The sequence below is a fragment of the Rhodoferax antarcticus ANT.BR genome, assembly GCF_001938565.1.
GTDB classification, from domain to species: domain Bacteria; phylum Pseudomonadota; class Gammaproteobacteria; order Burkholderiales; family Burkholderiaceae_C; genus Rhodoferax; species Rhodoferax antarcticus.
The window spans coordinates 12579-24597 of the sequence record NZ_MSYM01000019.1; the positions used below are offsets into that span (position 1 = coordinate 12579).

Sequence of the window (12019 nt, forward strand, 5' to 3'; positions counted from 1 at the left end):
AAATTAACTTAACCGTGTCACTGCGGCCCCAGCGCCTGCAGCAGCGCCGCGCGCGCGGCATGCAAACGGGCCTGCCCGCTGCCGCTGATGCGAAACACCCAGGGTTGGCTGGCCAATTGCTGGGCCAGCAAGCCGTGCACGGCTGCCTGCACCGCTACACCGTCGCGCTGCAATCCATCCGCCACCCAGGGCAAGTCTGGCTGCAGCCAGAGCGTTAAAGCGTAGCGCTGGTGATGGGCTTGGGCTGCGCCCAGCAGGCTGCTGTCGGCAAAATAATGCTGGCTGTAAACCGCTGTCAGCAACGCAGCAGTGTCACAAAAAATGATAGCTGCTCGCGCATTTTCTGTAAGGGCTAGAGCCTTATTTTCCTTATAAATCTGCGTCTGCATCAGCGCCACCTGCTCAGTCGCCAGCGGCGTGCGACCGTGTTCTTCGCACCAATGGCGCAGCCCTTCTGGCACCACCACGCCGCCAAACTGGGCAGCCAGTTGCTGCGCCAGAACGGTCTTGCCAGTGCATTCAGCACCGATGATGCAGACGAGCACCGGGGCACTCAAATCACCCACTAGAGATCGTGGGTGCTCTCCAGCTACCGGATGGATCTGATGCGCCAACCGCTGGCCCGTCTTAGCTCAGGGCGTCAAAACTTCCAGCCCGCCCAAGTAGGGCCGCAGCACCTCGGGCACGGTCACCGAGCCGTCAGCGTTTTGGTAGTTTTCCAACACCGCCACGAGCGTGCGGCCCACTGCCAGGCCGGAGCCGTTCAGGGTGTGAACCAGTTCGTTTTTGCCCTGCGCGTTTTTGAAGCGCGCTTGCAAGCGGCGCGCCTGGAAGGCTTCGCAGTTGGAGACCGAACTGATCTCGCGGTAGGTGTTCTGCGCGGGCAGCCACACTTCCAGGTCATAGGTCTTGCTGGCACCAAAACCCATGTCGCCGGTGCACAGGCTCATCACGCGGTAAGGCAGGCCGAGCTTTTGCAGAATGGCTTCGGCGTGGCCGGTCATCACTTCGAGTACCTCGTAACTGGTGTCGGGGTGGACGATTTGCACCATCTCGACCTTGTCAAACTGGTGCTGACGGATCAGACCACGGGTGTCGCGCCCGGCGCTGCCAGCCTCTGACCTGAAGCACGGCGTGTGGCCGGTGAGTTTGATCGGTAAATCTGCCTCGGGCGTGACCACGTCGCGGACAAAGTTGGTCAGCGGCACTTCTGCGGTGGGAATCAGGTACAGCGCGGTGTTGTCGGGCTGCGCCTCGCCGTCTTGCCCGCCCTTTTTGGCAGCGAACAAATCACCCTCAAACTTGGGCAACTGGCCGGTGCCACGCAAGGTTTCAGCGTTAACGATGTAGGGCGTGTAGCACTCGGTGTAGCCGTGCTCTTGTGTTTGCACGTCGAGCATGAACTGGGCCAGCACCCGGTGCAGGCGCGCCACCGGGCCCTTCATGACCGTGAAACGCGAGCCGGTGAGCTTGACACCCATCTCAAAGTCCAGACCCAGTGGCGTGCCGACATCGACGTGGTCTTTGACCACAAAATCGAAGGTGCGCGGCCCTTTATTGTCAAGACTCCAACTGCGCACCACCACGTTGGCGTGTTCGTCAGCACCCACTGGCACGCTCTCATGCGGCAGGTTCGGCACAGCCAGCAGCAGGTTCTGCAGATCTGCCTGAATAGTGTCCAGGCGCGTGGCTGAGGCGTCGAGCTCGTCCTTGATACCCGCCACTTGGGCCATGGCCGCATTGGCCTCGTCATGCAAGCCCTTGCCTTTGAGCATGCCGATCTGCTTGCTGGCCACATTGCGCTGTGCCTGCAAGGCTTCGGTGCGCATCTGGATGGTTTTGCGCTCGGACTCCAGCGCGGTAAAAGCTTCCACGTTCAGGAAAGTTTGCGGGCTTTTGCGGGTTTCCAGGCGGGCAATAGCGCTGGCCAAATCTTTGCGAAGCAGGGTAATGTCTAGCATGATTTTCTATAAGAAATCGGGCTCTAGCCCTTATGGAATAAGCGGTAGCAGCTATTTAATCAATAGCATCAATTGGTGGTTTCGTCGTCTTCCGAGCCTAGCTTCAAGCCTTTGGGCAGTGGGAACTTGACGGTCTCGGGCTGGCCCGGCATGGTTCGCACCGATACCGCGCCCAGGGCCTTGATGCGTTCGACCACTTGGCGCACCAGAATCTCTGGGGCTGAGGCACCTGCAGTCAGACCTACGCGGCTAAAGCCGTCAAACCACTCCTCCTGCAGGTCTTCGGCGCTGTCCACCATGTAGCCCGGTGTGCCCAGCTTGCGCGCGACTTCGGCCAGCCGATTGCTGTTGGAGCTGGTGGGGCTGCCCACGACGATGACGATATCCACCTGCGAGCTCATCAACTTGACCGCGTCCTGGCGGTTTTGCGTGGCGTAGCAGATGTCTTGGTGCTTGGGCTCGCGCACCGTCGGAAAGCGCGCCTTGATGGCAGTGGCAATGTGCGCCGCATCGTCCACACTCAGCGTGGTTTGCGTCACCACCGCCAGCCGTTCGGTCTGGCGCGGGGTAACCCGGGCCACATCCTCCACCTCTTCCACCAGATGAATGCCGTCGTCAAGCTGGCCCATGGTGCCCTCCACCTCGGGGTGGCCTTTGTGGCCGATCATGATGAATTCATAGCCCTCTTTGGCCAGCTTGGCCACTTCCACATGCACTTTGGTCACCAACGGGCAGGTGGCGTCAAAAATCTGAAAGCCCCTCGCTACAGCTTCCTTCTGCACCGCACGGCTCACACCATGCGCAGAAAAAACCAGCGTCGCCCCTTCCGGCACGTCATCCAGATCTTCAATAAAGATAGCGCCCTTGGCTTTCAGGTTGTCCACCACATAGGTGTTGTGGACGATTTCGTGGCGCACATAAATGGGCGCGCCAAACTTGGTCAGGGCTCTTTCAACGATCTCAATGGCCCGGTCTACCCCGGCGCAAAAGCCGCGTGGCTCGGCGAGCAAAATGTTTTGAACAACGGTGGACATGGTTACAGCACTCCAATCAGATGCACTTCAAAACTCACCGGCTGGCCAGCCAGCGGGTGGTTGAAGTCGAGTTTGACCGCGTCGCCCCGGGCCCCAGTGCGAAAGTCCAGAATCACCCCGGCAAACTGGCCTTTGCCGTCTGGCGTAGGGAACTGCAGCACGTCGCCCACCGCATACTCCTCGTTTTCCACACCCATGTCGATGAGTTCCTGGCGCGCCAGCCACTGCTGCATATCCGCGCTACGCTCACCAAAAGCGGCGCCAGCGGGCATCTTGATGGTGCTGTGGATGCCCTCTGGCAGGCCCAGCATGGCGGCCTCCAGGGCGGGCGAGAGTTGGCCGGTGCCCAGCGTCAGCGTGGCGGGCGAGCCCTCAAACGTGCTGATCACCACCCCGGCCGGGCCGCTCAGGCGGTAATGCAGAGTCAAAAAAGAGCCGGGTTGAACGCTGGGAACGGTGCTTGTCATACTCATCCAGTACCTGAAAATAAAACCATTGGGGGAAAACGACTCCGGTGCGCCCGACGCGGGAGGATTCTGTGGCAGACCGAGATGGACGAATGCCTAATCCCCAGAATCACCCGCCCGTCACCGCAGCGCATAAACTGACTGCATTGTAAAAGCCCCCTGCCCTGCGCCCTATCCAAGAGCTTTAGACCATGCCCCTCAAAGACCTTCCCCCCGATGCCCGCCCCCGCGAGAAGTTGCTGGCCCGTGGCCCCGGCGCCCTGAGTGATGTGGAGCTGCTGGCCATTTTGCTGCGCACCGGCATCGCTGGCAAAGGCGTGCTGCAAATGGCCCACGAGCTGCTGCAACTCAAACCCAAAAACGGCGCAGATGCCGGTTTTGACGGTATGGCCGGGCTGCTGGGCGCCACCGCTGACGACCTGAAGCGCGTCAAAGGCTTAGGGCCGGCCAAACGTGCCGAAATCGTCGCGGTGCTGGAACTGGCGCGCCGTGCCATGGCCCAGCGCCTGCAGGAGCGCACCGTGTTTGACACGCCCGATGCCGTCAAACACTACCTGCAACTGCACCTGTCCGCGCGCAAGCACGAGGTGTTTGCGGTGCTGTTTCTGGATGTGCAAAACCGACTGATCGCCCTGGAAGAGATGTTTACCGGCACCTTGACACAAACCAGCGTCTACCCGCGCGAGGTGGTATTGCGCGCCCTGCATCACCAAGCAAGCAGCGTGGTGCTGTCGCACAACCACCCCAGCGGCACGGTGCAGCCCAGCCGTGCCGACGAAATGCTGACGCAAACCCTGAAAACCACGCTCGCACTGATCGACGTGCGCGTGCTGGACCACGTCATCGTCGCACCCGGCGAGGCGCTGAGCCTAGCCGAGCGGGGGCTGATGTGATAGCGAAAAAGCAGCCTGTCAAAGCAATAGCCATGCTGCACAGTGCGCCTTTGACAACCCCAGCCCCGCTGAAAGTCAACACGCTGACCGACCTGAAAATTGTCAAGCGCGCGATCGCCGAACAAGCCCAGCAGCAAGCAGCCCAAGCCAGCGTACAGATCAAGGCGGTGAAGCAAACCGCCTCTGACCGCGACTTGTTCATCAGGGCCGCTGGAGCCGTTCAGCCCATACCAGACAAGCGCCACGTGCTGCATAAAAAAGAGCAAACGATACCGCTGGCGATGCAGTATCAGCAAGACGAGAAGGCAGTTCTTAAAGAAGCCATCAGCGACGAATTTGATGTGAGCACCCTGCTCGACACCGATGAGCTCTTAAGCTTTCGTCGCCCCGGTATCGGCGTGGACGTGACGCGCAAGCTGCGCCGGGGTGACTGGAGCATTCAGCGCCAGCTCGATTTGCATGGCCTGCGCCGCGACGACGCGCGCGAGGCGCTGAGCATCTTCATCCGCGAAGCGCACCGCCACGGCATCCGCTGCGTGCGGGTGGTGCACGGCAAAGGCCTGGGCTCGCCCGGCAAGGCGCCCATCCTGAAAAGCCGCGTGCACAGCTGGCTGGTGCAAAAAAATGAGGTGCTGGCCTTTGTGCAAGCCAAGCCCGCCGACGGAGGTGCGGGCGCCCTGGTGGTGCTGCTAATGACTTCCAGAGCCTGAGCCAGCTTGGCAGCACTGGCGAAAAAAAAGCGGCTTGCGCCGCTTTTTGATACATCTACCGACCATCGTCAACCTGCAATCGCGTAAGGAATCAGCGGAAGCAGCATGGCAGCGGCAGCGGTCGAATAAAGCACACGGTCCAGAAAGTTCATCTTGGCGTCATTCATGGTATTACTCCTTGGTGGGTTTAGTTACTGAAGAGTATTTATTATTACGCTTTAGTACCCTTAAGAATTTCCATTCTCAAATTGACCACACGCGTTATATGGAAACCGTGCCAAACAGCATGCCAGGGGTCACTGCGCCGCCTGGCGCAGCGTTTGCACCACCGGGCGGCGCAACACGTCGCGCAGACCCCACCAGCCCGCCGCCAGCGCCAACACGGCACCGGCCAGTGCGCCCAGCAGTGGCACCCACAGCGATACCGTCCAGGCAAAGCTAAACACATACTTGGCCAACGCCCAGCCCACCGCGCTAGCCACGCTGGAGGCCAAGAAGCCTGCCAGCAAACCCACCCCAATCAGCTCAATGCGCTGCACTTGGCGCAGCAGCTTCTGGCCGGCACCGACCGCGCGCATGATGGCAAATTCACGCGCACGTTCTTCGCGCGTGGCGGTGACAGCGGCAAACAGAACCACCAGCCCGGCCGCCAGGGTGAAGGCAAACAAAAACTCCACCGCTGCGGTCACCTGGTCTAGCACCTGCTGAATTTGCGCAATGGTGGCTGCGGTGTTGATGCTGGTGATGTTGGGAAACTGGCGCACCAGGGCGTTGTCAAACCCTGGCTGTGCCGGCGCCTGAAACGCACTCAGGTAGGTGGCAGGCACGTTATCGAGCTGCGCCACCGGGTACATGGCAAAGAAGTTGGCCCGCATCGAGCCCCAGTCCACCTTGCGCAGCGAGGTGATTTTGGAGGTGATCTTGATGCCACCGATGTCAAAGGTCAGGGTGTCGCCCAGCGACAGCTCAAGCGTCTTGGCAATGCCTTCCTCAAGGCTGATGGCACCGGCCTCGTCGGGCAGCCAGCGCCCCGCCACCGTCTGGTTTTGCGGCGGCAAGGTGGCGCTATGCGACAGGTTGAACTCGCGGTCTACTAGGCGGCTCGCACGGACGTCGGTGTAGTCGTCGGGGCCGATCTCGCGCTCGTTGATGGCCACCAGCCGACCGCGAATCATCGGAAAAAAGTCAAACTTGCCCACGCCGGCGTCGGTCAGTACCTTGGTAAAGGCCGGACCCTGTTGGGCGGTAATGTTGATCACAAAGCGGTTGGGTGCATCCTGGGGGGATGCCTGGCGCCAGCTGTCGATCAGGTCAGTTCGCAGCAACACCAGCAACACCAGCGCCAGCAGGCCCACCGCCAAGCTGCTGACCTGCACCACCGCAAAGGCGGGTCGCGCCGAAATTTGCCGGGTGGCCAGCACCAGCGCTGTGGGCGCGGTGCTGTCATTGACGCTGATACGCAGCAGCTTTACCGCTACCCAGCTCAGAGTGGCAAACAGCAGCGTGGCAGCCGCAAAGCCGCCAACTGCAATCAGGCCCAACTTGATGTCGCTGCTAGCGGCCATTAACAGCGCGGCAAAACCCAGCACGCCCAGGCCCAGCACCGTGAGTGATGCAGGTTTGAGCCCGCCTACATCACGACGGATCACCCGCAGCGGCGGCACCTGCGCCAGTTGCAGCACTGGCGGCAGCCCGAAGGCGATCAACAGCGTCAGGCCCATGCCCATGCCAAACAGCACCGGCCAGATCGAAGGCGCTGGCAGGCTGGTGGTGACCAGCCCGGCCAGTAACGCGACAAAACCCAGATGCACCGCGTAGCCCAGCAGCACACCCAAAGCGCTTGCCAGCAGGCCCACCAACAAAAACTCAAAACTATACGCCGCTGCGATCTTGCGCTGGGGCAGCCCCAACACGCGCAGCATGGCACAGTCGTCCAGATGGCTGGCAGCAAAACCACGCGACGCCAACGCCACAGCAACCGCGCTTAGCAATGCCGCCAGCAGCGCCACCAGGTTGAGGAATTTTTCTGCGCGCTCCAGCGTGGTGCTCAGCTCGGGTCGCCCGCCTTGCAGCGCATCCACCCGCAGCCCGCGCACGTTGCGCGCCAGCACCTGCGTCTGCGCCCAGTCCACAAAGGCCTCAACCTTGGGGTCGGGCCCGGCGACCAGAAGCCTGTAGGTCAAGCGGCTCGCGGGCTGCACCAAGCCGGTGGCGGCCAGATCCGCCTGGTTGATCATGATCCGGGGTGAAAAACTCATGAAACCCGAGCCACGGTCTGGCTCAGTGATGATGATGCGCGCCACCCGCACGCTGCTGTCGCCCAGCAGCAGCGCGTCGCCCATCTGCAGCCCCAGGCTGTCCAGCACGCCAGGGTCAACCCAGGCTTCTCCAGCGGTGGGAATGTCGCGGGTTAGGGCATCTGGTTCGCCTGGACCAGCGCTGACGCGCATACTGCCGCGCAGCGGGTAACCTGCCTCGACCGCCTTCAGTGCGACCAGCTTGGTCTGCCCGCCCTGCCCACCGACCGTATCCGGCGCGCGGGCCATGGTCGGAAAACTCATCGTCTGGCTGCGTTGCAGGCCCAGCTCTTGCACCTGCGCCAGAAACGCCGCTGGGATAGCGTTGTCGCTGACCACCGCAGCGTCGCCACCGAGCAACTGGCGGGCATCGCGTTGCAGGCCGCCTTTAAGGCGGTCGGCAAAAAAACCCACCGCGGTGAGCGCGGCCACCGCCAGTGCCACCGCCACAATGAGCAAACGCAACTCGCCTGCGCGCAAGTCACGCGCCAAAGATCGCCAGCCAAGGGTTAAAAATGAAATGGTCATGCGCCAAAGATACCGCAGTCAGTACCGGCAGCACCGCTGGCTGGCAGTTTCACCCCCTCAATCCCAGGTGGCAAGTGGTTAAGTCAGTGGTCTTGGTGACGTCGCTGCTGCTCTCTGGCACTTGAGGCTTGGGGCATAGGCGTCATGCTGAGCCGGTATTGATTTTTACCCGAAACCTTGGCCTGGTACATGGCCATATCGGCTTCATGCAACAGCTCGTCGGCTGAAGATGGGTTGGCCTGCGGGTAAAAGCTCACGCCCATGCTGACAGACACCCGCAGGATCTGGTCGGCGACCAGAATCGGCTGCGAGGCGGCCTCTAGCAGACGTCTGAGCGTGGACTCGGCATCTTGCGGGGACTGCAATTCGGCTAGCAGGGCCACAAACTCGTCACCCCCGTTGCGTGCCAGGGTATCGCCGTCGCGCAAGGCGCGGCGCAAACCGCTTGACACACTGATCAACACCTGGTCACCCGCCTCGTGACCGAACTGGTCATTGATGGCTTTGAAACCGTCCAGATCAATAAACACCACACCCAGCAGTTGCTGATGGCGCAGCGCCTGAGACATGGCCTGACGCAAACGGTCTGCCAGCAACACACGGTTTGGCATGTCAGTCAGGGCGTCATACCGCGCGAGGCGCTCCAACTGGTCTTGGTACATCTTGTTTTCGGTGATGTTGTGAAACACTGCCACATACTGCTGTACCTGCCCGTGTGAGTCGGGTACAGCACTGATGTTGAGCATCGCAACGAATACCTCGCCATTTTTGTGGCGATTCCAGATCTCGCCCTGCCAGTGCCCCTTGGCCAGCAGTTCGCGCCACATGGCTTCGTAAAAACCTTTGTCCTGCCGACCGGATTTCAAAATGCGCGGATTCTTGCCCAGCAGTTCCAGACGGCTGTAGCCGGTCATCAGGCAGAAGGCCTCATTCACATCGATGATGCTGCCATTGGTCTGGGTGATCAGAATGCCCTCGCGGATATTGGTGAAGACACATGCCGCGTTGATCTGCTGCAGCCGCGCCGACTCGGCACGCTGCGCCTGCAGCAGCGACTGGCGTCGGTAAAACGCCACCGCCAACGCACACAGCACCGTCAGCACCACAAGCATCACGCCCAGCACGTTTTTCGCCTCGGTCTGCCAGCGTTCTAGCACTGCATCGCGACGCAGGTGGGTCACCACCGCAAACGGGTACAGAGTCGACACCCGAAACGCCGTCATCGACGGTTGCCCCAAACCCGCGTCATCTTCAAACTGACCAAAATCGCGCTCACCGATGCGTTGCGCCAGAGCCTTGCCATAGGGCACCACGCCAACGCTTTGTTGCGGGTCGGTGTTCCACAAGCGCATGCCATCTAGGCGCAACACTTCGGCCGCGCCTATAGGCGAGGCCAGCTGTTGCGACATCTGGTTGACAAAATAGTCCGGATTCAAAGCCACCAACAAGCGCCAGCCGCCTTTAACCATGGGCAAGGGCAGGGTCACCGGTATCAGCGTTAACACACCGTCGCTGCTGGCCCCCGTGTTCAGCGATTGGCCCTCGGAAAAATCGCGCCCCGTCCAAGGCGCACCGATACGCAGCACCTGCTGCTGATCAGGCGTCTGCGGCCAATAATCGGCCGTATCCACCTCGCGTCCCACATTGGCGCGGCTAGAACTCGCCACGATGCGGCCACGCTCATCCATCAGCGACAGCGAACGCAACTGCGGTGCGCCGCGCAAAATCCGCAAAAACTGGGCCTCTGCCTGAGGCAGGTTAGCGGCTTCGGGCTGCTCCAAAACCGCGTTGGCAGTCGCCTGCGCACTGGCGCTAAGGCTTTGAGTCAGGCTGCTCTCGAAGCTGCGTGACATTAGCGCCGACACCTGAAAACCGCCGGCCAATGCCTCGCTGCGCATCAGCCACAGGATGTAGCAGGTCAGTACGAGCACGCCAACCACAAACGCTGTCAACGCCGCAAAAAACAGCGTTTTCTGGCGCTTGCCCGGCTGCATCAGCGCGCCACGATGGGTTCAAGCCGATAACGTTGGGCACCAGCCAGCAACCGACCATCGCGTTTGACGTCGCTGACAAACTTGTCAAGCCTGGCCAGCCACGCATCATCGCCCGGTGCCACGGCATAGGCATAGGGCGTGGTGTGGTAGACGCCATCAGGTGCAACCAAGCGCGCCCAATCAGCATTGGCGAGAAAGCGCTGGCTGTAAGGGTAGTCAGTCATGAACACATCTGCTCGGCCCGACCGCACTTCCTGTTCGCGAGCAAAGGGGGTGTTCGAAACCATCAACTGAGCGTTTTTGAGCCTGGCCTTCATCACTGGCTCGTGCAACGTGCCTTGCGCCACGGCCACCACGGAGCCCGGCTGGTCAATGTCAGACCACTGGCGAATGCGGCGGTTGGTCCTGGAGGTGATGGCAAAAATATCGCTGACCAGATGCGGCTGGGTAAAGCGCAAGCGCTTTTGTCGCTCCGGGGTGATGCCCACGGCAAACATGGCCACATCGCAGCGGTCTTGCGTCACGTCATCAATCAATTTGGCAAATGAACTGTCGACAAACTGCACAGCCACGCCAAGGTCTTTGCCCAGCGCCTGTGCCATCTCGATGTCAATGCCCGACAACTGCAATGTTTTGGGGTTGCGGTAGGTGATGCTGTAGTAATCAGGCCAGATGCAGACCCGAAGACTTTGCACCACCAAAACCCGCTGCAGCCGGTTGGCCGCAGCAATGCTGGAGGGCGGTGCAGAGGTTTGAGCCAGTGCAGGCAGACTCAAAAACAACCCAACGAGACCAAGCAGAAAAAGATCGATGCGCTTCACGGTGGTATGTATTTGATTGTTGATGGGGTCCGACATTAAAATTGTATTTGCGATACGCCATGGCACCCCTTCCAAGCAAAAAATGGGCCTATGCCACAGGCCAGATGCATCAGGTGTTCTGTGAAATCTTGATCGACGGGAACTTGCTAGAAAAGTCTTTGTTTTTAGCAGCTATAGCCAACGCCACCTTAAGCGCCACCGCCTTGTAAAGGCCCGAGACTTCGCTGTCGGGGTCTGCCACCACTGGCGGCTTGCCGCTATCGGACTGCAAGCGGATGTGCATATCCAGTGGCAGAGCACCCAGGTAGTCCATGTTGTACTCAGCCGCCATTTTTTTACCGCCATCGGCGCCAAAGATAGCTTCCACGTGGCCACAGTTGCTGCACACATGGGCCGCCATGTTTTCCACAATCCCAAGAATCGGCACACCGACTTTTTCAAACATCTTGATGCCTTTGCGTGCATCCAGCAAGGCAATGTCTTGTGGCGTAGTCACAATCACTGCGCCGGTCAGGGGCACCTTTTGCGACAGGGTGAGCTGAATGTCGCCGGTGCCGGGGGGCATGTCCACAATCAGATAGTCCAGGTCGTTCCAATTGGTCTGACGCAGCAACTGCTCCAGCGCCTGGGTGGCCATGGGGCCGCGCCAGATCATGGCTTCGTCCTGCGGCACCAGCAGGCCGATCGACATGACCTGCACGCCGTAGTTTTCCAGCGGATCCATGGTCTGGCCGTCGGTGCTCTCGGGCTTGCCGTGGATGCCCATCATCATCGGAATGCTGGGGCCATAGATGTCCGCGTCGAGCAGGCCCACTCGTGCGCCTTCGGCAGCCAGCGCCAGCGCCAGGTTCACCGCGGTAGTGCTTTTACCCACACCACCTTTACCGGAGGCGACCGCAACAATGTTTTTAACGCCGGGTAACAGTTGCACACCGCGCTGCACCGCATGCGCGGTGATCAGACTGGTGACGTTGACTGACACATTGGCCGCCGGTGCCACGCTTTTGACAGCGGCAATCAGCTCTTTGCGAAAACCGGCAATCTGGCTTTTGGCGGGGTAGCCCAGCACCACCTCAAAAGCGACATCAGCGTCGCTGACCGTTAGGTTCTTCACGGCTTTGGTCGACACAAAGTCGCGCCCGGTGTTGGGGTCGATCACGCTTTTCAGCGCTTCCAGAATAGTTTGTTCAGTCACGGGCATGGGTTTCTCCGAAAACGTTGAGTCTAGCCAACACGCAATTCCCTTTTTGCGCAGATTGCAAATCGGGGTTTACCCGCAACACCTCACATGCTGCCCACTCTTTGCCGCAAGCA

10 protein-coding genes are annotated in these 12019 nt (G+C 60.4%); 2 read left to right on the forward strand and 8 right to left on the reverse strand.

From position 1 onward, the window contains the following. Positions 1–17: 17 nt before the first annotated feature. From BLL52_RS18180 to BLL52_RS18195, 4 genes are all read right to left on the reverse strand, one after another. Positions 18–566 (reverse strand): AAA family ATPase, encoded by a 549-nt coding sequence (locus tag BLL52_RS18180; protein ID WP_206744496.1) that lies wholly within the window; start codon positions 564–566, stop codon positions 18–20. A 66-nt stretch (positions 567–632) separates the two neighbouring features. Then, entirely contained in the window at positions 633–1961 is a 1329-nt protein-coding gene (gene serS, locus BLL52_RS18185) for a serine--tRNA ligase (protein WP_075588067.1), read from the reverse strand. 68 nt (positions 1962–2029) lie between these two features. Then, a complete protein-coding gene (ispH, locus tag BLL52_RS18190) occupies positions 2030–2995 on the reverse strand; it encodes a 4-hydroxy-3-methylbut-2-enyl diphosphate reductase (protein WP_075588068.1) in 966 nt (321 codons plus the stop codon). A 2-nt stretch (positions 2996–2997) separates the two neighbouring features. Then, complete coding sequence (locus BLL52_RS18195; RefSeq protein ID WP_075588069.1) at positions 2998–3462, reverse strand: FKBP-type peptidyl-prolyl cis-trans isomerase; 465 nt, start codon at positions 3460–3462, stop codon at positions 2998–3000. 191 nt (positions 3463–3653) lie between these two features. Between BLL52_RS18195 and radC the strand changes: the two genes are divergently transcribed. After that, positions 3654–4355, forward strand: coding sequence for a RadC family protein (radC, locus tag BLL52_RS18200; RefSeq protein ID WP_075588070.1), 702 nt, complete (start codon positions 3654–3656; stop codon positions 4353–4355). Between the two features lie 32 nt (positions 4356–4387). Further along, on the forward strand, positions 4388–5065 hold the full coding sequence (locus tag BLL52_RS18205; protein WP_075588071.1) for a Smr/MutS family protein: 678 nt from the start codon (positions 4388–4390) through the stop codon (positions 5063–5065). A 296-nt stretch (positions 5066–5361) separates the two neighbouring features. Here BLL52_RS18205 and BLL52_RS18210 read toward each other — a convergent pair whose 3' ends face one another. From BLL52_RS18210 to apbC, 4 genes are all read right to left on the reverse strand, one after another. Then, positions 5362–7890 (reverse strand): ABC transporter permease, encoded by a 2529-nt coding sequence (locus BLL52_RS18210; protein WP_075588072.1) that lies wholly within the window; start codon positions 7888–7890, stop codon positions 5362–5364. Positions 7891–7973: 83 nt separating this feature from the next. Then, positions 7974–9884, reverse strand: coding sequence for a bifunctional diguanylate cyclase/phosphodiesterase (locus tag BLL52_RS18215; protein ID WP_075588073.1), 1911 nt, complete (start codon positions 9882–9884; stop codon positions 7974–7976). Then, positions 9884–10705 carry an ABC transporter substrate-binding protein gene (locus tag BLL52_RS18220; RefSeq protein ID WP_075588132.1) on the reverse strand — a complete coding sequence of 274 codons (822 nt, stop codon included), beginning with the start codon at positions 10703–10705 and terminating at the stop codon, positions 9884–9886. The genes BLL52_RS18215 and BLL52_RS18220 overlap by 1 nt, the downstream gene beginning before the upstream one ends. Before the next feature lie 109 nt (positions 10706–10814). Further along, on the reverse strand, positions 10815–11906 hold the full coding sequence (gene apbC, locus BLL52_RS18225; RefSeq protein WP_075588074.1) for an iron-sulfur cluster carrier protein ApbC: 1092 nt from the start codon (positions 11904–11906) through the stop codon (positions 10815–10817). Positions 11907–12019: the final 113 nt, after the last annotated feature.

What these genes read in the sequence shown, in the direction of transcription:
- serS (WP_075588067.1), bottom strand. Translation starts at nt 1,961, where the DNA reads ATGCTAGACATTACCCTGCTTCGCAAAGATTTGGCCAGCGCTATTGCC.
- ispH (WP_075588068.1), bottom strand. Translation starts at nt 2,995, where the DNA reads ATGTCCACCGTTGTTCAAAACATTTTGCTCGCCGAGCCACGCGGCTTT.
- BLL52_RS18195 (WP_075588069.1), bottom strand. Translation starts at nt 3,462, where the DNA reads ATGACAAGCACCGTTCCCAGCGTTCAACCCGGCTCTTTTTTGACTCTG.
- radC (WP_075588070.1), top strand. Translation starts at nt 3,654, where the DNA reads ATGCCCCTCAAAGACCTTCCCCCCGATGCCCGCCCCCGCGAGAAGTTG.
- BLL52_RS18205 (WP_075588071.1), top strand. Translation starts at nt 4,388, where the DNA reads ATGCTGCACAGTGCGCCTTTGACAACCCCAGCCCCGCTGAAAGTCAAC.
- BLL52_RS18210 (WP_075588072.1), bottom strand. Translation starts at nt 7,890, where the DNA reads ATGACCATTTCATTTTTAACCCTTGGCTGGCGATCTTTGGCGCGTGAC.
- BLL52_RS18215 (WP_075588073.1), bottom strand. Translation starts at nt 9,884, where the DNA reads ATGCAGCCGGGCAAGCGCCAGAAAACGCTGTTTTTTGCGGCGTTGACA.
- apbC (WP_075588074.1), bottom strand. Translation starts at nt 11,906, where the DNA reads ATGCCCGTGACTGAACAAACTATTCTGGAAGCGCTGAAAAGCGTGATC.